This window comes from Streptomyces sp. NPDC046335 (assembly GCF_055587985.1).
Window position 1 is genome coordinate 67,028 of sequence record NZ_JBVJFF010000015.1, and the last position, 20,575, is coordinate 87,602.

The 20,575-nt window shown below is 69.9% G+C and carries 20 protein-coding genes and 1 pseudogene; 10 read left to right on the forward strand and 11 right to left on the reverse strand.

All coding sequences use genetic code 11. The annotated features are described in order from the left end of the window. Window positions 1-103: 103 nt before the first annotated feature. Entirely contained in the window at window positions 104-271 is a 168-nt protein-coding gene (locus tag ACZ6JY_RS32510; RefSeq protein ID WP_469201685.1) for a hypothetical protein, read from the reverse strand. A gap of 141 nt (window positions 272-412) precedes the next feature. Next, a complete protein-coding gene (locus ACZ6JY_RS32515; protein WP_469201687.1) occupies window positions 413-1,423 on the reverse strand; it encodes an NADP-dependent oxidoreductase in 1,011 nt (336 codons plus the stop codon). 117 nt (window positions 1,424-1,540) lie between these two features. Here ACZ6JY_RS32515 and ACZ6JY_RS32520 point away from each other — a divergent pair, with 117 nt between their 5' ends. After that, window positions 1,541-2,137, forward strand: coding sequence for a TetR/AcrR family transcriptional regulator (locus ACZ6JY_RS32520; protein ID WP_469201689.1), 597 nt, complete (start codon window positions 1,541-1,543; stop codon window positions 2,135-2,137). A gap of 136 nt (window positions 2,138-2,273) precedes the next feature. Here ACZ6JY_RS32520 and ACZ6JY_RS32525 read toward each other — a convergent pair whose 3' ends face one another. Continuing rightward, window positions 2,274-2,969, reverse strand: coding sequence for a response regulator transcription factor (locus ACZ6JY_RS32525; protein WP_469201691.1), 696 nt, complete (start codon window positions 2,967-2,969; stop codon window positions 2,274-2,276). A gap of 87 nt (window positions 2,970-3,056) precedes the next feature. Between ACZ6JY_RS32525 and ACZ6JY_RS32530 the strand changes: the two genes are divergently transcribed. The 3 genes from ACZ6JY_RS32530 to ACZ6JY_RS32540 all read left to right on the forward strand — a co-directional run bounded on the left by ACZ6JY_RS32530 (window position 3,057) and on the right by ACZ6JY_RS32540 (window position 5,459). After that, entirely contained in the window at window positions 3,057-3,677 is a 621-nt protein-coding gene (locus tag ACZ6JY_RS32530) for a M15 family metallopeptidase (protein ID WP_469201693.1), read from the forward strand. 26 nt (window positions 3,678-3,703) lie between these two features. After that, entirely contained in the window at window positions 3,704-4,861 is a 1,158-nt protein-coding gene (locus ACZ6JY_RS32535) for an endonuclease/exonuclease/phosphatase family protein (RefSeq protein ID WP_469201695.1), read from the forward strand. A gap of 118 nt (window positions 4,862-4,979) precedes the next feature. After that, on the forward strand, window positions 4,980-5,459 hold the full coding sequence (locus ACZ6JY_RS32540) for an SRPBCC family protein (RefSeq protein ID WP_469201697.1): 480 nt from the start codon (window positions 4,980-4,982) through the stop codon (window positions 5,457-5,459). Between the two features lie 126 nt (window positions 5,460-5,585). On the opposite strand, the gene ACZ6JY_RS32545 is transcribed toward ACZ6JY_RS32540, so the two are convergent. Continuing rightward, complete coding sequence (locus ACZ6JY_RS32545) at window positions 5,586-5,987, reverse strand: DUF6415 family natural product biosynthesis protein (protein WP_469201699.1); 402 nt, start codon at window positions 5,985-5,987, stop codon at window positions 5,586-5,588. Window positions 5,988-6,182: 195 nt separating this feature from the next. Here ACZ6JY_RS32545 and ACZ6JY_RS32550 point away from each other — a divergent pair, with 195 nt between their 5' ends. Together ACZ6JY_RS32550 and ACZ6JY_RS32555 are read left to right on the forward strand one after the other, a co-directional pair. Next, a complete protein-coding gene (locus ACZ6JY_RS32550) occupies window positions 6,183-6,425 on the forward strand; it encodes a DUF397 domain-containing protein (RefSeq protein WP_469201701.1) in 243 nt (80 codons plus the stop codon). A 110-nt stretch (window positions 6,426-6,535) separates the two neighbouring features. After that, window positions 6,536-7,450: a helix-turn-helix domain-containing protein gene (locus ACZ6JY_RS32555; RefSeq protein ID WP_469201703.1), complete on the forward strand. Its 915-nt coding sequence runs from the start codon at window positions 6,536-6,538 to the stop codon at window positions 7,448-7,450. 56 nt (window positions 7,451-7,506) lie between these two features. On the opposite strand, the gene ACZ6JY_RS32560 is transcribed toward ACZ6JY_RS32555, so the two are convergent. Both ACZ6JY_RS32560 and ACZ6JY_RS32565 read right to left on the reverse strand, forming a co-directional pair. Beyond that, a complete protein-coding gene (locus tag ACZ6JY_RS32560) occupies window positions 7,507-8,322 on the reverse strand; it encodes an SAM-dependent methyltransferase (protein ID WP_469201705.1) in 816 nt (271 codons plus the stop codon). A gap of 193 nt (window positions 8,323-8,515) precedes the next feature. Further along, complete coding sequence (locus ACZ6JY_RS32565) at window positions 8,516-9,721, reverse strand: glycosyltransferase (RefSeq protein ID WP_469201707.1); 1,206 nt, start codon at window positions 9,719-9,721, stop codon at window positions 8,516-8,518. 230 nt (window positions 9,722-9,951) lie between these two features. On the opposite strand from ACZ6JY_RS32565, the gene ACZ6JY_RS32570 reads away from it, so the two are divergent. The 3 genes and pseudogenes from ACZ6JY_RS32570 to ACZ6JY_RS32580 all read left to right on the forward strand — a co-directional run. Further along, window positions 9,952-10,656, forward strand: coding sequence for a glycosyltransferase family protein (locus ACZ6JY_RS32570; RefSeq protein WP_469201709.1), 705 nt, complete (start codon window positions 9,952-9,954; stop codon window positions 10,654-10,656). 54 nt (window positions 10,657-10,710) lie between these two features. Next, on the forward strand, window positions 10,711-11,484 hold the full coding sequence (locus tag ACZ6JY_RS32575; protein WP_469201710.1) for a methyltransferase domain-containing protein: 774 nt from the start codon (window positions 10,711-10,713) through the stop codon (window positions 11,482-11,484). A 263-nt stretch (window positions 11,485-11,747) separates the two neighbouring features. Further along, window positions 11,748-12,062, forward strand: a pseudogene (locus ACZ6JY_RS32580) (NADPH:quinone reductase); the annotation flags it as partial. A 100-nt stretch (window positions 12,063-12,162) separates the two neighbouring features. Here the strand turns inward: ACZ6JY_RS32580 and ACZ6JY_RS32585 are convergent. The 5 genes from ACZ6JY_RS32585 to xylB form a co-directional block, all read right to left on the reverse strand. Next, window positions 12,163-13,743 carry an AMP-binding protein gene (locus ACZ6JY_RS32585; protein ID WP_469201713.1) on the reverse strand — a complete coding sequence of 527 codons (1,581 nt, stop codon included), beginning with the start codon at window positions 13,741-13,743 and terminating at the stop codon, window positions 12,163-12,165. A 124-nt stretch (window positions 13,744-13,867) separates the two neighbouring features. Beyond that, on the reverse strand, window positions 13,868-14,755 hold the full coding sequence (locus ACZ6JY_RS32590; RefSeq protein WP_469201715.1) for a LysR family transcriptional regulator: 888 nt from the start codon (window positions 14,753-14,755) through the stop codon (window positions 13,868-13,870). A 523-nt stretch (window positions 14,756-15,278) separates the two neighbouring features. Further along, entirely contained in the window at window positions 15,279-16,190 is a 912-nt protein-coding gene (locus ACZ6JY_RS32595) for a glutaminase (protein ID WP_469201717.1), read from the reverse strand. A gap of 207 nt (window positions 16,191-16,397) precedes the next feature. Continuing rightward, window positions 16,398-17,648, reverse strand: coding sequence for an ROK family protein (locus ACZ6JY_RS32600; RefSeq protein WP_469201719.1), 1,251 nt, complete (start codon window positions 17,646-17,648; stop codon window positions 16,398-16,400). A 26-nt stretch (window positions 17,649-17,674) separates the two neighbouring features. Beyond that, complete coding sequence (gene xylB, locus ACZ6JY_RS32605) at window positions 17,675-19,120, reverse strand: xylulokinase (protein ID WP_469201721.1); 1,446 nt, start codon at window positions 19,118-19,120, stop codon at window positions 17,675-17,677. 127 nt (window positions 19,121-19,247) lie between these two features. Between xylB and xylA the strand changes: the two genes are divergently transcribed. Next, window positions 19,248-20,414 carry a xylose isomerase gene (xylA, locus tag ACZ6JY_RS32610; protein ID WP_469201723.1) on the forward strand — a complete coding sequence of 389 codons (1,167 nt, stop codon included), beginning with the start codon at window positions 19,248-19,250 and terminating at the stop codon, window positions 20,412-20,414. Window positions 20,415-20,575: the final 161 nt, after the last annotated feature.

Consider the following 20,575-nt stretch of genomic DNA (forward strand, 5'->3'; position numbering starts at 1 on the left):
AGCAGCCTGCCCCGACAACAACCCCTCAGCCCACCACCTGACGCCGTGAGGCACGGCTGTCCCCGCGAAAGGGGCAGCCGTGCCTCGTTTGTGTTGGGTGGAGTCAGCTCCGTACCGGGGCTTCCGGCGAAACCGGGGCACCCGGGGCGGACGCGGAGGCCGCGACGCTGAGTGTGGCCGGCGCTGCCGGGGGTGCGGGTACGGCGACAGGGGTGGCTATCGCGGCGGCGATGGCGAGGGCGGCGATGGCGGGCAGAATCCACTTCGGCACGGTGGGGCTCCAGATCTCGACGTGTAGGACGTGTCCTGATCGTCGCGACCGGTCGGATGCCCGGCATCGTCCGCAGGTCGCGGCCGTATCCGCCGTACGGGGGAGACCGTCGGACGCCGGCCGCGGCGGCGCCCGGCATCGCTAGGCGACGGTGAGTACGATCTTGCCCCGGATGTGTCCTCGCGCCGCGCGTTCATGCGCCGCTCGGGCCTCCGCGAGGGGAAACGTGCTGTCGATCGCGACGCGGACCGTGCCCGCGTCCAGCAGGCGCCCCAGTTCGGCGAGCTGCGCGCCGTTCGAGCGGACCTGGGTGACCGAGACCGTGACGCCGAGCTTCGCGGTCTCCTCGTCGTCGAACTCCCCCGGGAACACGGGGAACTGGGCGCCGCCGCGCTTGAGCGTACGCAGGAAACGTTTGCTGTGAGGGCCGCCGACAGTGTCGAGAACAAGGTCGATGTCGCGCACGAGTTCCTCGGGGCGGCTCTTGGTGTAGTCGATGAACTGGTCGGCGCCCAGCTCCTTCAGAAACGACTCGTGCGCGCCCGACGCCACCGCGATGGCACGCGCCCCCTTCCACTTCGCCAGCTGTAGCGCGAAGTGCCCCACGCCGCCCGCGGCGCCGTTGACGAGCACGGTCGTGTCGGCGCCGAGCGGCCTCGGGCGATGCGGCTCCGCCTGGAAGGGCGAGGGGTGGTCGTGCCCGACATCGATCAGGAACTGCCACGCCGTCAGCCCGGCCATGGGCGCCCCCGCGGCATGCACGTGGTCGATGCCCGCCGGCTTGCGCGCCAGGTCCGACGCGGGCGCGGCCACGTACTCGGCGTAGGCGCTGCCACGGAAGCTGGGGAAACGCAGAAGGCCGAAGACCTCGTCACCGACGGAGAAGCCGTCCACGTCCGTGGCGACGGCCGCGACGACGCCCGACACGTCCGTCCCCGGAGTCACCGGCAGGGCGGCCAGCGGCTCCGTCTCGCCGGGGATCTTCGTCAGGCCGCCGCGCAGGTACCAGTCCGGAGGGTTGATGCCGACCGCGTGTACGCGGACGAGCACCTCACCCGGTCCCGGCTTCGGAACCGGTACCTCGTCGTAGCGCAGAACCTCGGGGCCGCCGTGCTCGTGGAGCCGGATCGCCCTCATCGTGTGTATCGACATCATGTGCTCCTCAGCGGTGCGCGGGGTAGGCTTTCGGATCAGCGATCCACATAAGCGGTTCGCTGATCCGAATATATGGACCACTGATCCGGATAGTCAAGAGGGCAAGAGGGACAGATGCGGGCCGACGCCAGGAAGAACCGCGACCACCTGCTCGCAGTAGCGGGCACCGCCATCGCCGAGCAGGGCGTCGAGGTGTCCCTGCGCGACATCGCGCGCAGGGCCGACGTCGGCCTCGCGACGCTGATCCGTCACTTCCCGACGCGAGAGGCGCTGCTAGAGGCGCTGCTCCGCACGAGCTTCGACGAGCTGACGGCGAAAGCAGGCGCCCTGGAGACGTCGAGTTCACCCCAGGAGGCCCTCGTCTCGTGGGTTCGCGACTGCGTCGCGTGGACGACCGAGTACCGCGGCGTGACCGTGCTGATGGCCGCTGCCATCGAGGACACCGAGTCCGCGCTCCACGCCTCGTGCGTCACCTTGCGGGCGGCCGGTGCACGGCTCCTCGCCCGCGCCCAGGAAGCGGGCGCGGCGCGGACCGACATGGACGGCACGGACCTGTTCGCGCTGATCGCGGCGCTCGCGTGGCTCGGTGACCAGCCCGCCCTCGCGCCACGCGCCGATCGCCTCTTCACCATCATCGCGAGCGCGATCGTGACCGGTGCGGCGAGCACCGACACCGGAGGGAGCACGTCACCGGCGGCCCCGGTCACGTAGGGATCGAAGGTGTGCACGAGCGGGCACGTATTGCAGGAGGAAGACTCACACGGCGGCAAGCAGCAAGGTCCCGGCGAGCATGACGAACCCGGCATAGCTGAGGGTGAGTTTCAGCCGAACACTCAGCCCCGGTGCTCTATCCGCGCTCGCCCCGTTCGTGCCCCGGCTCCGGTTGCGTGTCGATGCGGTAGCCGACGCCCGGCACGGTGGCGATGATCCAGGGTTCGCCGAGACGCTTGCGCAGTGCCGAGACCGTGATGCGTACGGCGTTGGTGAACGGGTCGGCGTTCTCGTCCCACGCGCGTTCCAGGAGCTCCTCGGCGCTGACGACACCGCCTTCGGCGGCGACGAGGACGTCGAGCACGGCGAACTGCTTCCTGGTCAGCGCCACGTAGCGGCCGTCCCGGTAGACCTCTCTGCGGAACGGGTCCAGCCGCACACCGGCGATCTCCCGTACGGGCGGCCTGCTGTGGGCGCGTCTGCGGTCGAGGGCTCTGAGCCTGAGCGCGAGTTCTCGGAGTTCGAAGGGTTTCGTGAGGTAGTCGTCGGCGCCGAGTTCGAACCCGGAGGCCTTGTCGTCGAGCCGGTCGGCCGCGGTGAGCATGAGGATCGGCATGCCGCTGCCCGAGGCGACGATACGTTCGGCGATCTCGTCACCGGACGGTCCGGGAATGTCTCGGTCGAGGACGGCGATGTCGTACGTGTTGATGCTCAACAGCTCCAGAGCGGTGCCGCCGTCGCCCGCGATGTCGGCCGCGATGGCTTCCAGGCGTAGGCCGTCGCGGATGGCCTCCGCCAGATAAGGTTCGTCCTCGACGATCAACACGCGCATGCTGTTGATGCTACGAGCCGACGCATATCGTCGGCATATCGAAAACCACATACGTGCCGGCAACACCGCGCCGCCTTGACTGGCTGCATGGCTCAAACACCATCATCATCACCGCGAACGACGACCCGCCGGAATTTCCGGCTCCTCGCCATCGGTCTGATAGCAGTCATCGCAGCGATCACCGCAGCCTTTGGCTGCCAACGGCAGAATTCCTCGGACTCCTTCGGATTCTCCGGTTTCTCCGACTTCTCCGGTTCTTCGGGCTCCTTGGCCATACCAGACGGCGTGACCGTCTTCGACGACGAGATCCTGGCCGTGGCCAAGCTCGATCCGGATTTACTCAAGTCCCTCCGCCGGGCCGCGACGGATGCCGCGAAGAGCGGAGTCGAGTTCCACGTCAACAGCGGCTGGCGTTCCCGGGAGCACCAGGAACAGCTGTTTCGCGAGGCGGTTGCGAAGTACGGGTCCGAAGACCGGGCCGCCCGCTGGGTGGCCACCGCGGCGACCTCGCCACACGTGTCGGGGGACGCGGTCGACATCGGGCACTCCGACGCGACGAAGTGGCTGTCCGAGCACGGTGCCGAGTACGGGCTGTGCCAGATCTACGAGAACGAACCCTGGCACTACGAACTGCGCACCGACGCGAGCGATCGCGGTTGCCCGCGTATGTACGCCGACCCCACCGAGGACCCGAGGATGCAGAAGTGACGACCGGCAGTGAGCGAGGACAGTCGATGACGCGGGTAGGGATGGCGGGGACGGTGGAGACGGTCGAGACGGTCGAGACGGCGGATACCGAGCCGGGCGGCGCTCGCCCCCGTGATACCGGCCCCGGCCCCCGCAATGTCGGCCCCGGCCCCCGGAACCCCGCCCCCGGCCCCCGGCGCACGCGCATCCGCCGGGTGCTCCGCGTCGTCTCCCGGCCGGGGCCCTGGAAGCGCGGCCTCGTGCCGGCGGCGCTGGCGCTGCTGCTGGGCCTGTTCATGCTGCTGCACGCGGAGATCCCGAACCGGATCGGGAACCTCGGCAGCCTGGCGGAGACCGTCCTGCCGTGGTTCGGCCTGTTCATCCCGGTGCTGCTGGCCGGTGCGCTGTGGCGCCGCTCCGCCTCCGCGGTGGCCGCGCTGCTGCTGCCGGTCCTGGTGTGGCTGAACCTCTTCGGCGGGCTGCTCACTGACAAGTCCCACCAGGGCGGCGACCTCACCGTGGTCAGCCACAACGTCAGCGCCGACAATCCCGACCCGGCCGGCACCGCCCGCGCCCTGGCCGCCTCCGGTGCCGACGTGCTGGCCCTGGAGGAAGTCACTGAGCAGGCGAAGCCGTTGTACGAGAAGGAACTGGCGAAGGCGTACCCGTACCACGCGGTGCCGGGCACCGTCGGGCTGTGGAGCAAGCTGCCGATGTCTGACACCCAGCCGGTCGACATCATGATGGACTACGGGCCGCTGGCGGACACCAAGCCGGCCGACGCCACGATGGCCTCCACCCGGGCGCTGCGCACAACGGTGGCGACGGACCAGGGTCGGCTGGCGGTGTATGTGGCCCACCTGGGGTCCGCACGGGTGAACCCCAGGACGGGCTTCTGGACAGACACGCGGGACAGAAACGCGCAGGCGCTCGGCAAGGCCCTCGCCGCCGAACAGAATGAGCGAGTGGTGCTGCTCGGCGACCTGAACGGCACCATGGACGATCGCGCGTTCGCCGGCATCACCTCGCGTCTGCGCTCGACCCAGGAGGCGGCCGGGAACGGCTTCGGCTTCAGCTGGCCTGCCACGTTCCCGGTGGTGCGGATCGACCAGATCCTGGTCCGCGGCGTACAGCCGGAGAGCTCGTGGTCGCTGCCGGCCACGGGCAGTGACCACCTGCCGGTGGCGGCCGGAATCAACTGGTGATCACGGCGCATCCGGAGTGGTGGAACGGAGCCCCGCGCGCGGCTCCGCGGCAGGTGGAGTTGTCGGCCGCCGGCAGCCTCGTAGGCGCGGCGCGCCGGTGAGCGGTGGCCACAGGTGCATGCTCGTGTTCATGCAGAGACTCGAACTCACCCAGACCCCGGCCGCCTCGGCTTCCATGATCATTCGCAGACCTCCGGTGGAGGTGTGTGAAGCGTTTACGGATCCGTCGGTCACGACACGGTTCTGGTACAGCCGGAGCAGCGGCCGGATGGTCGAGGGGGCGGAGCTGCGCTGGGACTGGGCGGCCTACGGCGCGTCGGTGCAGGTGTGGGTGAAGGCGGTGGAGGAGGGGCGCCTGATCCGCTTCGACTGGGGCAACTACGAGCAGCCGACGCAGGTCGAGATGGCATTCACGCCGCAGCCGGCGAACGCCACGCTGGTGGAGATCACCGAGAGGGGTTTCCAGGGCTCGGGGGATGAGACGCTGGGCTGGATCAATGACACGGTCGGCGGTTTCACCACGGTGCTGTGCGCGCTGAAGGCGCTGCTCGAACACGACATCGAACTGGGCGCGGTCTCCGACCACCACCCGGCCTGACTTGCCCTCGCCGGACCGGCGCGGCCCGCCCCCGCCGGACCAGCGCTCGGCCCCCCCCGTCGAACCGGCGCGGCCGGTCCTCTCCGGACCGGCCTGAACCCACCTCTCCCGACCGGCCCGGCAGTGTCAGGACGAGAAGACGGCGTGGCCGGGCTCCGCCGCGGCGTGCAGGCGATCGAGGCGCTCGTAGAGGGCGCGTACGAGCCGGGCGAGGTTCTGCACCCGGGCCGCGGTGGCCCGAGGCGGCGCTGACAGGCGCCGTTCGGCTTCACCGAGCACGATCTCGCTCAGGTCCCGCGTCGCGCTGTCCACGGGCAGTTGTATGCACAGGCGCCGCAAGGACTCGGCAAGGACACGGGCTTGGGACGCGAGTTGCAGCGAGAGCCGCTCGCAGTCACGCGGCTGGAGCGTCGTCTCGGGTGCCGACCAGGCCAGGACGGTCTGGACGAGCGACAGGTACGGCTCACGGTCGAGCGGCAACGCCCCACCGGAGGCGTCGTGTACGGGTGGTGCCAAATGTGCGGTCATCACGATCTCCCCATGGGCCATCTCGGGGTCTGGGCGGCGCAGTTCGGAAAGGCTAATATCCTCGTCTGCAGCCTGTCGCTGCAAGTACATCTGCAATTGCATCAGCAAGAACGGTTGAGCGGGGCCCGTTTCACGCCACCGCACGCACGGGTCCGAGCCGGGCCGAGGCAGATCACTGAGCGAGGAGAGAACCAAGTGCAGTCACTGCCCAACGGCATATGCGCCAGCGCCATCGAAGGCGCGGCATGGCGCAAGAGCCACCGGAGCAATCCCAACGGCAACTGCGTTGAGCTGGCCGCTCTCGCTGACGGCGGAGTGGCGGTGCGCAACTCCCGGCACACGGGTGGGCCCGCGCTGATCTACACCCGCGACGAGATCGCGGCCTTCGTCCAGGGAGCGAAGGACGGGGACTTCGACGACCTTGCCGGGCTCGCCTGACGCATATGTCGGCCGAATAGTCACCGTGGCTGTACGAACAGTCAGGGCGATGGGACACTGAACCGTCACCGCCGGACAACTGAACCCAACTGCCGGACAGGGGAGTCAGCATGGTTGCCGCGCAGCCGGGGCGCATCCCGCCTCTGCGCCGTCACATCGAGCACCCCCGGGGTGGCCCGACAGTCCTGCGGATCATTCTCGGAACGCAGCTGCGCCGTCTGCGGGAGGCCGCCGGTGTCACCCGGGAGGAGGCCGGCGACGCCATCCGCGGCTCACACGCCAAGATCAGCCGCCTCGAACTGGGCCGCGTAGGCTGCAAAGAGCGCGATGTCGCCGACCTGCTGACGCTCTATCGGGTCACGGACGAGAAGGAACGCGCTGAGTTCCTTGCGCTGGCCCGCGGGACCAGCACGCCCGGATGGTGGCACCGGTACAACGACGTACTGCCCGGCTGGTTCGAGACACTCCTCGGCCTGGAAGAAGCCGCCTCAGTCATCCGTACCTACGAAGTGCAGTTCGTCCCCGGGCTCCTGCAGACGGCGGAGTACGCCCTCGCCGTGTGTCGGCTGGGCAACCCGCAGGCGTCCGGCACGGAGATCGAACGCCGGGTGGAGCTGCGGCTGCAACGCCAGGCGCTGCTCACCGCCCCCAACGCGCCCCGGTTGTGGGCCGTCCTCGACGAGGCGTGCCTTCGGCGTCCGCTCGGCGGCCCCGGCGTCATGGCGGCCCAGCTGCGCCATCTGCTGGAAATGACGCGCCTGCCCAACGTCACCGTGCAGATCGCCCCGTTCCACCTCGGCGGGCACGCGGCGGCGGGCGGGCCGATCACGATCCTGCGCTTCCTGGAGCCGGATCTGCCCGACATCGTCTACCTGGAACAACTGACCAGCGCGCTCTACCTGGACAAGCGCGACGACGTCGACCACTACCTCGCCGTCACCGACCAGCTCAGCGCCCAGGCCGCATCCCCGCGCGACTCCCAGGCCATCCTGGAGGAAATGATCAGGAGCGTGGAGGAGCAGTGATCGTCGCGCCCTGCGATCACGCGGCGGGGCGTTCGCGCCACCGCTGACCGCTCCCGCTACCCCTTGCGAGCGACCCCGCCGTACTCGATCCACTCCAAGGTGCGCTGCTTGGGCCCGACATCCGCGTCCGGCTTCCAGGTCGACACTTCCACCAGGCCCGGTTCGAGGATCTCCAGACCCTCCAGGAAGGAGCCGAGCTCGGCGGCCGTGCGTACCCGGCCCCATTGGCCGTGGGTGCTGACCCGCATGAACTCGGTGACGAAGTCGCGGGTCTCCTGATCCTCGCTGACGAGCTGGCACACGACGAGGAAGCTGCCGTCGGCCAGCCGGTCCGCGACCCGCCTGATCAGGCCCGCGGGGTCGTCGGCGTCCGGGATGCAGTGCAGTACGGACACGAACAGCGCGGCCACCGGCTGGTCGAAGTCGATCAGCCGCTCCACGTCGGGATGGCCCATGATGCCGTCGGTGTCACGCATGTCGGCCTGGATGACCGCGGTATTCTGGTTCTCCTCCAGCAGCGCGCGGCCATGGGCCAGCACGATGGGGTCGCTGTCGACGTAGACCACCCGCGAGTCCGGGTCGACCCGCTGCGCGACCTGGTGGACGTTGTCCTGGGTCGGCAGGCCCGATCCATGGTCGATGAACTGCCGGATGCCCTGTTCCTGCGCGAGCCAGCGGACCACCCGCTGCAGGAAACGGCGATTGTTGATCGCCAGGACCTGCGTGCTGGGCACGACTTTGTTCAGTTCCTCGCATGCCTCACGGTCCACGGCGTAGTTGTCCTTGCCGCCGAGGTAGTAGTCGTACATGCGCGCCACACTGGGGACGCTGACGTCGACGGTGCTGGACTGTGGTCGCGTGTCCTGGCTCATGTCCTGCTCTCCCGTCGCCCGGGCACCCCTGGCTGGGCACCACGACCGGCCGTCCCGCGAGAGGTGACCGCACCGGTAGAACGCCCAACATACCTATCCACGGCCTCCGTTGCAGGTCCTCGATCCTAAACCGGCGTGCACAAGGACGACCAGAGGGGAAGCGCATCCGGGGCCTTTTCCCGTCCTGCCCGGCTCACCCGAGGGCGTCGAGCAGCAGGTTCGCGGCCACTTCCGCTCCGTCGCTGCGGACCTTGGCACCCAGATCCCTTGCCCGCGCGCGGGTCCCGGGGGCGAGGGCCGTCTTGAAGGCGACACACAGGGATTCGACCGTCGGAGTCGAACTGTCGTGCGCCGCACCGATGCCCAGATCTGCCACCTGGCCGGCCCAGTACGGGTTGTCCGACATCTGTAGAGCCACCACCACCTGCGGCGCTCCCGCCCGGGCGGCCGTCACCGTCGTGCCCGCGCCGCCGTGGTGCACCACGGCGGCCACCTTCTCGAACAGGCGCTGATGGTTGACCTCGCCGATGGCGAAGCAGTCGTCCCGGTCGTCGGTCAGGCCCAGCTCCGCCCAGCCGCGGGAGACGAGTGCGCGGTGCCCCTGCGCGCGGATCGCCTCGACGGCATTGCGGGCGATGTCCTTCGACGCGTGCATGCTGCCGAAGCCCACGTAGACCGGCGGCGCGCCGGCGTCGAGGAACGTCACCAGGTCGGCGGGGAGCGGACGTTCGTCCGCCAGGCTCCACGCACCCGTCTGTACGACGTCCAGGCCCTCGGTCTGTCGCCACGGCCCCAGGGCAGGGTCCGCCGCCAGCCACGGCCGGTCGGTGAAGACGTGATCGCGGACGTTGTCCACCGGCGGCAGACCGATCGCTGCCCTGTGGCCGTTGAGTGTCTCGCTGAACTGCGCGTTCACGTTGCGGGCGTCCAGCTCCCACAGCGTCCGGTTGTCGCTCACCTCCGGCTCGGGCCAGCCCGGCCGCGGCGGCGGCGCATGGTGCGGCGACGGCAGGTGGACCGCCGCGTAGCTCGCGTACACGTAGCGGATGCCCGCAGCCTCGGCCACGGACCGCGCGGCTATCTGCGCCAGCCCGGCCGCGACCAGCACGTCACATCCTTCGGCGGCCGAAGGCATGATGTCGAACTGCGCGTCGACCAGCTCCGTCCGGTACCGCGACAGGTCCGCCGCCGACGGCAGAGCCGTCCCGCGCATCAACTCCCGTACAGAGGGCCCGACCGGCACCAGTTTAACGCCGAGACCTGCCAGCCGCTTCGCGAACTCCTCGTCCGGCGGGGCGCACATCCGCACCTCCACGCCGAGTGCGCGTAGCCGCACCGCGAGTGCCACCAGCGGCTCGACATCGCCACGCGTCCCGTATGTGGACAACAGCACCCGCATTCCGCGTCCTCTTTTCGCTCTGTCCAGCTGTGAGACCCAACCGGTACGCGGGCAGCAGTGTACGTGGCGCTCAACGTCAACTCTCGCGTCGAACAGCCCTCGGTGACTACGGTGAGCACCAGCGTGTCCTCCCGTCCGCCGTCACCACCGCATCCTCGGACCGCCCGTAACCGGCGAGGCGCGCGAGGTTCCCCGATCGTCAACACCACCTGAGAGCCAGAGAGCCAACGATGCACAGCTCGTCCGCGCCCATTCCCGATGTTTCGATCATCTTGCCCTGCGCCGGATTCGGCACGCGCTTCGAGGCGCCGTACTCGAAGGAGCTCCACTGCCTGGCTCCTGGGGTCACTGTGCTCGACCGCAGTCTGGAAGCCGTTGTAGAAGTGGCCAAAAGTGGACTCAACGTGCGCCTGGTCGTGGTGATCAGATCGCACAAACTGGACACGATAGGTTACCTCGCGCGTTACGCCGACGTCTTCCAACTGGTCTTCGTCTACCAGGACGAGTCGCTTGCGGCGGGCCTCGACGGCGCGATCCGGTCCGCCCTGCCGATGACGCAGGGGCCGGTGGCCCTTGTCCTGCCTGACATCGTCGTCACCGGCGCGGGCAGTGCAGGCAGTCTTCTCGCCGCGTTACGGCGAATAGGGGAGAGCGGCTGGAGCGTAGTGGCCGCTGAAGAACGTGACCCCGACAAGCTGCAACAGATGGGCGCACTGGCGGTCGCAGAGGGCGGCGGCGCCGTGACGGTCAAGTCGGCCGCCGAAAAGCCGATGGATCCTTCGGCGTTCAACGCGTTCTGGGGCATGGTGGCAGTCGCCGAGGAGGAGGCGCACCGGTTGCCCGACGTGGTGAACAAAGGGGCGGAAAGCCCACTGCATGGGGCGACCGCCCTCATGGTGGAGACAATCATCAACTACAACACCGCAACGGGCTGATGGAGCAGAGCAGTTGACGGTACCGATCGGTGCCGGAGTGCTTGACTGGTGTGCATGTCGACGACTCTTGGTGTGACCCGGCCGGAACAGGCCACGTACATGCTGCGCACGGCGGCCAGCAACGCCGGCCGAGCGTACAAGCGGCAGCTCATCGACCTGCTGGACCTCGCACCTGGTCACACCGTGTTGGACGTCGGCTGTGGTCCGGGCACCGACCTGCCCTCACTGGCTCAGCGGGTCGGCGAGCACGGCACAGTGATCGGCGTCGACCGTGACCCCGCCATGCTCGCCCAAGCCCGCGAGCGGACTCGGGGGTTGCACGGAATTGAGGTACGGGAGGGCGACGTACACGCGCTTCCCATCGATCCGGGATCCGTGGATCGAGCCAAGATTGACCGAGTTCTGATGCATGTCGAGGAGCCTGAGGCGGCCCTCACTCAGTTGCACCGCGTCACCCGGCCAGGCGCCGTGGTCGGTCTCGTCGAACCTGACTGGGACACGCTGGCCGTCGATGCGGAGGACCGTCACACCAGCCGCGCCTTCACTCGGTACACCACGGAGAAGGCGGTCCGCCACGCCACCATCGGACGCAGTCTGGGGCGGCTCGCGGAGAAGGCGGGCTTCCGCCTGAAGACGGTGGCGGCGACGACACCGGTCTTCACGGACTTCGCCGACGCGGACCACACGCTGGGCCTTGGCCGCAACATGCAGCGGGCCATCAACGACGGTTACGTGGACGGGGACCGCGGCCGGCGGTGGTTCGCCGGACTCGCCGATGGCTCCTTCTACGCATCGTTCACCCTCGTCACCGTGATCTGTTCTCGGTGACGGTTGGTGAGGTTCGGTGGCGGCAGCGGCGAAGCGGCGGGAGGCCATGACGTGGGCGGCACGCGGCGTGTCTTGGAGGCCCCGGTGGGCCGTGAGCATGAGGATCAGGTCGTCGACGACGAAGCCGGGGCGCAGTTGGCCGGTCTCCCGGGCACGGTGAGTCAGTTCGCCGACCGACGGTGGCGTGGCAGGCCCGCCGCTGCTCGGCGAAGGTCTGCACGATCAGTGCCTGCTTGGTCGGGAAGTGCCGTACAGCGTGGCGGGGCGGCTCCGGCGTGGTCGCCCGCCTCGCCCTGGGCCGGGCCGGTTTCACGCCGGGAGAGACGGTGCTCGTACGCGGTGCGGCGGGCAGCATCGGGATCACCACGGTCCAACTCGCAGCCAGGCGTGGCGCGAGCGCGGTGGCGGTCACCACCTCGTCGGTGGTACGTGGCTCCCGCCTGCCAGACCTGGGCGCGACCCATGTCCTGGACCGCGCCGGTGAGGGCGGCCCGGACACAACGGCAGGCTTCGACGTGGTGATCGACGTCGTGGGCGGCCCCCCAGCTTCCCTCTTCCTGGAGAAGCTGAACGCCAACGCCCACCGAGAGATGGACGCGGGGGAGGCGTTCGGCAGGGTTGTGCCGGCACCCTGACCTGACCCGGGCAGGGACGGCGTTCGCGGCCCGGGGGCTTGCTTCAGGCGTCGCCGGAGTTCACCTCTGGCGTTCCGCCCTGGGGGAGGCAGAGTTGCGCGCGCAGGCGGAGCCGGTCCGGCTTGCCCACCGTGGTGAGCGGGATGGCGGGCAGCACGTGGAGGGCTTCGGGAGCGTAGAGCCGGCCTCTGTGGGCGGTGACGAACTCGCGGATCTCTTCCAGGCCGGGCTGCTGACCGGCAGCGGGCACCACGGCGGCGTGGACGTGCTCGACCGCTTCGTCGTCCCGGTGGCCGAATACCGTGCACTGGGCGACGGCGGGGTGGCGCAGCAGCAGCTCCTCCAACTCGGCGGGGTAGACATGGCCGCCGACGACCACGATCATCTCTTTGAGCCGGTCCACGATGTAGAGGTAACCCCTCTCATCCAGGTAGCCGACGTCACCTGTGTGGACCCAGCCGTCCCGCAGCACCTGCGCGGTCAGCTCCGGTTGCTTCCAGTAGCCCCGCATCGCGTAGGGGGAGCGGACGAGTACTTCACCGCGGCTCCCGGCGGGCAGGCTGGCTCCGTCGGCGCCCCGGACATCGATGTGTACACCGGGCAGGGCCCTGCCGACGGTCAGATGTCCGTCGCGTCCCGTCATCTCCTGTTCGCCGGGCCCCGTTTCGGTGATGAGCTGGGCCTCGGCCTGCCCGTACCAGCCGTAGAGCACCGGCCCCAGAGCCGCGGCCGCCTGGCGAAGCCGGGCAGGAGAGGCGGCGGTGCCGCCGTAGGTGATGCGCCCCAGGCTGGACAGGTCGGTGCTGGCAAGCGCCGGATGGTCGAGGAGCTGGTACAGCAGCGGCGGCAGCAGCCATGTATGGGTGATGCGTTCGCGCTCGATGGTGGCCAGTACGTCCGTGGGCTCGAAACGGTGGTGCAGCACCACCGATCCGCCCTGGTAGAGAGTGCGATCGACCAGGAGCCCGGCCAGGTGGGCCAGAGAGGTGCAGGCCAAGAACCGTGGTGGGTCACCGGCACCCACGAGCCGGTCCTCGATCCCTGTGCGATGGGGGCCGTGAGTCATGCGGATGCCCTTGGGCACTCCGGTGGTGCCTCCGGTGTAACCGATGCGCCAGTCGTCCTCGGGGCCCACCGGCGACGGGAGCGGCTTCGCCGGGTGCCGGGCGGCCCGGGCCAGGACGTCTTCGCCATAGCTGCTCGGCCCCAGTGACAGCATTCGGGACCCTTCGGCTGATCGCAGCAGTTCTTCAGCCAGGTGTTGCTGTCGCACGTCCACCAGGACCATGTGGCAGTCGGCATCGGCCATGATGCGTGCCATGGTCGGTGCGCTCATGCCGTCGTACAGACAGACCACTCGCGCGCCGGCGAGGTTGGCGGCGTAGCGGGCCACCAGGGCTTCCACGGTGTTGCCGGTGAGCAGGGCGACGGTCGTGTCGACAGCCGCCCCCCGCTGCCGCAGTTCCGCGGCCAGCCTGTACACCTGGTCACGGAAGTCGGCGGCCGTGGTCGTGCGCCCCTCCGCATCGGTGAGGACGGTGCGCCGCGGCGTGGCGGACAAGGTGGCGAGGACGGCCTCGACGTAACTGGTGAAGGAACTCGGTGTCGTGTGGTGCTGCGGCATTTCAGCGCTCCCGTTCGAGGGGTCCAGTGAATGGAACCGGGGATGGAATCGAGGACGGATCCGACGATGGAGCCGACGTTAGGGAACTGTGTTCATGCCTTCCACGACCAGTTCTGTCATGTACTCATGACGGGTGACGCATGAAGTGGTCCACGGCCAGCCGACGGAATGTCTCGGCCGCTGAGGAGAGGTAGGCATCCTGACGCCATACGAGGCTGAGGGTGCGGCGGGCGTCCGGGGTGCCGAGGCGTGCCCAGGCCACGGGCCCGTGCTCGCCGATGGCACGCCGTGCGACAGCGGGCATCAGGCCGATGCCCAGTCCGGTTGCGATGAGCCCCGGGGTGGCTGCGGCTTCGTCGCCCTCGCATATCACCCGCGGCTGTAGGCCTTCGCGGGCGAACAGCGCGTCGAGGAGCACGCGTTGCCAGTGGCCGGAGCGCGTACTGACGAACTCCTCCTCGGCCAGCTCGGACACCGCGACGTCCTCCCGGTCCGCCAGGTGATGGCCGCGCGGCACGGCGAGGAATACCTCCTCCCGTATGAGGGCCACCGCATCCAACCCCGGTCCGGCCAGCGGCTGCGATGCGAGGGCGAAGTCCACCTCGGCGGCCGACAGATGGCGCCGCATCGACTGCACCGAGGCCTGAAGCAGACGCACCTTCACGCCAGGGCTTTGCGCCCGGAAGACGGACAGCACCTCGGCCAGCTGCCACAGCGTCTCCGCGGCGATGGCGACCCGCCCCGGCCCTGCGCCGGCGACGTCAGCCATCTCGCGCCGTGCGTCGTCCAGTTCGGCCAATGCCCGGTCGACCCGTTCCAGGAAGGCCGCGCCGTGCTCATTGAGTCGTACCCGACGGCCTTGACGATCGAACAACAGGACCCCGAGTTCCGCCTCGAGCCGACTGATCGTACGGCTCACCGACGGCTGGGCGACACGCAACTCCTGTGCGGCCCGGCTGATGTGCTGATGACGGGCGACGGCTTGGAAGTACCGCAGAGACAGAAGATCCATGACGACAGTCTGGTCCGGCTTCCACGCGGCCCCCTGGCTGGGGGAGGGCGGGCGTCAGATGGCTGGGGGCCACAACTGGCACATGCTGGACGCACCCCGCAAACCGTGCCTCGTACAGACCAGTCACAGGAGCTCAGAGTACGAGCTGGTAGCGGAACTCAGTGAGCGTGACTTCGCCGTAGACGTCGTCTTGAGTCGCACTGCCGCCGCTGATCGGTATCACTCTCGACCGTCATTGCATCCAGGTACGACTGGGGCACGATTCCGGCGTACGCCGCCTGCCATCCCCGGACCCGGATCGTCGATACCGCCTCGATCTCAGACCCGTTCATCTCCCGCACACGCACCATCACGCCACGGTAAGCCACAGGACGACCCCAGGAACGAACCGAGTGCCCCAGCGGCCCTAGACCAACGCCGTGTAGACAGCGCCTGCGGGCGCCCGTTATGGGGCTGGCGAGGTCAGGATGTCGATGCTGATGGTCGCCTGGCCGGCGAGCGCGAACTGAAGGTAACCGCCGGCCTAGAACACCGACCAGCCCGTCACCGTGGTGAAGTGGTCGAGTGCCGCCACGCCCGCCACGGAGTTGCCGTACGTGTCGAGGCCCGGGCTCCAGACGCACAGGGTGCAGCGTCCCGGGATCACCGCGACGATGCCGCCGCCGACGCCGCTCTTGCCCGGCAGGCCGACGCGGTAGGCGAAGCTGCCCGCCGCGTCGTACGTACCGCAGGTGAGCATGACCGCGTTGACCTGCTTCGCCTCGCGCGCGGGCAGGAGGCGCGTGCCGTCGCCACGCAGCCCGTGCCGGGCCAGGAAGGCCCCCGCGAGGGCGAGGTCGCGGCAGCTCATACGGATCGCGCACTGCCGGAAGTAGTGCTCGAGCACCTTGCTCACGGGATTGTCGAGGTTGCCGTAGCTCGCCATGAAGTGCGCGAGAGCCGCGTTGCGGTCGCCGTGCTCGGCCTCGGAGGCGGCCACCACCGGATCGAAGGCGACATCCGGATTGCCGCTCTCCGCACGCAGGAACTCCAGCATCGTCGTGGCGGCGTCTCCGGTGAGGCTCTGCAGCCGGTCCGTGACGACCAGCGCACCGGCGTTGATGAAGGGGTTTCGCGGGATGCCGTTCTCGTACTCGAGCTGGACCAGCGAGTTGAACGGGTTGCCGGACGGCTCCGTGCCGACCCGGTCCCAGATCCGCTCGCCGCCCTCCGCGAGGACGAGCGCGAGGCTGAAGGCCTTCGAGATGGACTGGACGGAGAACGGCTCCTGCCAGTCCCCCACCCCGTGCACCTCGCCGTTGACGTCGGCGACCGCCATGCCGAAACGCTCGGCGTCCACGTCCGCGAGGGCCGGGATGTACTGAGCCACCTGACCGCGGCCCACCAGCGGCCGGGCGAAGGCGGCGACTTCTTCGAGAACGGCCTGGTAATCCACAACCTGAGCTTTCTGCCTGTACGACGCGGCCGTCTCATCCCGAAGCCGCCGGTCACGGGGCCATGTCGTCGGCCGTGGCCACAGGATAGCGCCTGGCCAAGAGGGGCCCCTGCCCTTGGGGCCCGGCGGACCGGGCCTCCTCCGGTTGGCGACCCTGCCTCGCCGGGCAGCGGTAGGCGTCACGGGCTCTGAGCCATGGGCTCCGCGTCACGGGCTCTGCATCAGCGGCTCGGCGTCAGGCCGCTTGGCCACCATCGCCGGGTCGTCCAGCAGAGCGCGGACCACCGAGTGCGCGGCTCCCAGCAGGGGGCCCTCGGAACCCAGCTGTGACACCGACACCGGGCAGGCCCGTCCGGCCGTCCGGCTGTCCAGTTCCTCAAGCAGGGAGGGCAGCAGCCAAGGCGCGAGGCCGGCCAGCGCGCCGCCCAGGACGACGGCTTCGGGGTCGAGCAGGTTGACCGCGCCGGTGAGCGCGATGCCCAGTGCCTCACCGGCCTCCTCCAGCGCTCGCCGTACCGCTCGGTCACCAGCGGCGGCGCGTTCGGCGAGCAGGTCCGCGCGGCCGGCGCCCGGTTCCATGCCCGCTGCCCGCAGCATCGCCTTCTCGCCCGCGTACTGTTCCAGGCAGCCACGGCCGCCGCAGCCGCAGGCAGGCCCGTCGGGGTGAACCGGTACGTGGCCCAACTCGCCCGCGAAACCCCGGGCGCCGCGCAGGAGTTGACCGCTCACGACCACCGCCGCGCCGATGCCGATCTCGGCGGAGACATGCAGGAAATCGCCCGGCGTGTCCGCGCCGAGCCACAACTCCGCCAGGCCGCCGAGATTGGCCTCGTTGTCCACGTACAGCGGCAGGTCGTCTGGCAGCAGGGTGCTGAGGTCGGCATCGCGCCAGTCCAGGTTCGGGGCGCGTACGACGGTGCGCCCGTCCGGTGCCACCAGGCCGGGCACCGCCACGGCGAGCCCCGCAGGCCACAGCCCCTCACCCCTGGCCAGCGCGACGACCTGTCGTACGAGTCCGGTCAGCTCCCCGATGACCGCCTCGGGGGAGCGGTCGCGGTTGGTGGCACGCCGCTCGGCCCTGGCGCGTACCCGGCCGCGCAGATCCACCGCGCAGACCGCCAGGTGATCGACGCCGACCTCGGCGCCGATCCCGGCGGGGCCCCGGTCGCTGACCGCGAGCGCGGACCCGGGCCGGCCCCGGCCCACCCGGCTCGGCCGTTCGGGGCCCAGCTCCTCCAGCAGTCCGAAGCCGATCAGCTCGTCGACGAGGGTCGACACCGCCGCGCGGGTCAGTCCGATGCGGGACGCGACCGCGGCGCGGGAGAGCGGCCCCCCGTCGCTGACCGTGTGCATCACCCGCGCCAGGTTGCGCCGGCGCATGCCCCGCTGTGTGTCGGGCAGCGCGCGATCGGAAGGTGCGGGACGGGGCCCGCGGGGCCCGTGCTGCGGTGCGGTCATGGCGGGGAGTCGGTCCTTGCTCGGTGTCATTCGGCTGGCGTGGCCCGCTCCAGCAGTGGGGCGGCGTCGGAGAGTACCGCGGAGATCCGGCCCAGTGCCTCCTCATCCCGTTCCACGGCGTCCAGGACCGTGCCGCGGGCGGTGTCCCAGCGTTGGGCGACCGCCACCGGGCCCTCGCCGGTGAGCAGACCGGCCGCCTGTGCCGCGGCACCGAGCGCCACCAGTTCGCCCGCCCGCGGGATCTGCACCGGACGCCCCGACAGCCGGCGCACCGTCCGCTGCCACGCGCCACCGCGGGCGCCACCGCCGATCAGGAGCAGCGGTGCCGCGGGGTCCGCGTCCGCCTCCAGGACCAGGTCGAGCGCGGCCAGCAGGGCGTGGACAGCACCGTCGTAGGCGGCCTGAAGCAGTTGACCGGCGGTGGTGTCGTGGCGCAGGCCCACCAGGAGACCGGAGGCGTTCGGCAGGTTCGGGGTGCGCTCGCCGTCCAGGTAGGGCAACAGGGTCACGCCGGTGGTGGGTTCGACGGCCTCACGGTCCAGGCCGAGCAGCGCGGCGACCCGGTCGACGGCGAGAGTGCAGTTGAGCGTGCAGGCCAGCGGCAGCCAGTCGCCGCACGCGTCGGCGAACCCGGCCACGGTGCCGGTCGGGTCGACGGGGCGGCGCGAGGCCACCGCGTAGACCGTACCGGAGGTGCCCAGGCTCATCACCGGAGTGCCCGGGCGCAGCCCGAGACCCAGTGCGGCGGCCGCGTTGTCGCCGGTGCCCGGCGCCACCAGGGTTCCTGCGGAGAACGGCAGGTCAGGGTGAGCGCGCACCGTGCCGGCCACCTCGCCGGGCCGAGCCACACGCGGCAGCAGCGCGGGGTCCAGACCCACGTGTCCGAGGATCTCCTCGTCGTACGTCTCCGTGGCCGTCGCCCACCAGCCCGTACCGGACGCGTCACCGCGATCGGTGGTGCCCTGGCCAGTTAGCCGCTCGGTCAGGTAGTCGTGGGGGAGGCGCACCGCCTTGGTCGCGCGCGCCGCGTCCGGTTCGTGTTCGGTGAGCCAGGCCCATTTCGTCACCGTGAAGGAAGCGGTGGGCACGCTCCCCGTGCGCTCCGCCCAGAACTTGGCCCCACCCAGCTCCTCGGCCAGTCGGCGGGCCTGGGGCGCGGATCGCACATCGTTCCACAGCATCGCCGGGCGCACCGGCTCACCGTGCGCGTCCAGGCTGACCAGGCCGTGCTGTTGTCCGCCGATCGACACCGCGGCGGCCTCGCGCGCAGCAGCGCCACACTGCCGCAGCGCCTCGCACAGCGCGTCCCACCACTGCCGCGGATCGCTCTCCCGGCCCGCACCCGAGGAGGTCGTGTGAGGCGCCCGGCCGCTGGCGACGACCTGCCCCGTGGACACGTCGACGACCAGCGCCTTGGTGGACTGCGTGGATGTGTCGACCCCGACGACGAACGGACCCTCGGCTGCTGACATCAAGAACTCCCCTTTCGGCGGGTGCCGGGGACACCGCATCCCCTGGGCACTTCCCACCAGCGCATCGGCATACTAATTTGTTAAGGGCCATGACGAAATAGTTCCGCGCAGCGCAAGGAGCCGTGACATGAACTACCAGCCCACCCCCGAGGACAGGTTCACGTTCGGTCTGTGGACCGTCGGCTGGCAAGGGAGGGACCCCTTCGGGGACGCCACCCGTGCCGCCCTGGACCCGGTCGAGTCGGTGCAGCGCCTGGCCGAGCTCGGCGCCTACGGCGTGACCTTCCACGACGACGACCTGATCCCCTTCGGGGCCTCGGACGTCGAGCGTGAGTCGCACATCAAGCGCTTCCGCCAGGCGCTCGACACGACCGGCATGACGGTGCCGATGGCCACCACCAACCTGTTCACCCACCCGGTCTTCAAGGACGGCGGCTTCACGGCCAACGACCGTGACGTGCGCCGCTACGCACTGCGCAAGACCATCCGCAACATCGACCTGGCCGCGGAGCTGGGCGCCGAGGTGTACGTCGCCTGGGGCGGCCGGGAAGGGGCAGAGTCCGGCGCGGCGAAGGACGTACGCGTGGCACTGGACCGCATGAAGGAAGCCTTCGACCTCCTCGGCGAGTACGTCATCTCCCAGGGCTACAACCTGCGCTTCGCGATCGAGCCCAAGCCCAACGAGCCGCGTGGTGACATCCTCCTGCCCACCGTCGGCCACGCGCTGGCCTTCATCGAGCGCCTGGAGCGGCCCGAGCTGTACGGCGTGAACCCCGAGGTCGGCCACGAGCAGATGGCCGGGCTCAACGTCGCGCACGGCATCGCCCAGGCCCTGTGGGCGGACAAGCTGTTCCACATCGACCTCAACGGCCAGTCCGGCATCAAGTACGACCAGGACCTGCGCTTCGGAGCCGGCGATCTGCGCGCCGCCTTCTGGCTCGTCGACCTCCTGGAGAGCGCCGGTTACACCGGGCCCCGCCACTTCGACTTCAAGCCGCCGCGCACCGAAGGCTTCGACGGGGTCTGGGACTCCGCCGCGGGCTGCATGCGCAACTACCTCATCCTCAAGGAGAGGGCAGCCGCCTTCCGCGCCGACCCGCAGGTCCAGCAGGCCCTGCGCACGTCCGGCCTGGACGAACTGGCCAAGCCCACCGCCGCGGACGGTTTGCAGGACCTCCTTGCGGACCGTACGGCCTTCGAGGACTTCGACGTGGACACCGCCGCCGCGCGTTCCATGGCCTTCGAGCAGCTCGACCAGTTGGCCATGGACCATCTGCTGGCGGCACGGGGCTGAGTGAGCAGGCTGAGCGAGTCCTGAGCGAGTCCTTAGCGGGCAGGGGGTGGGACGATGAGTGGGGGGGGGAACACACGCGTGCCGCCCCCCCCCCCCCATGTCCCAACAAGGGGCAGCTTCGACACCGATCAAACAGTTACGCCGGCGGCGGCCCTCGAGCT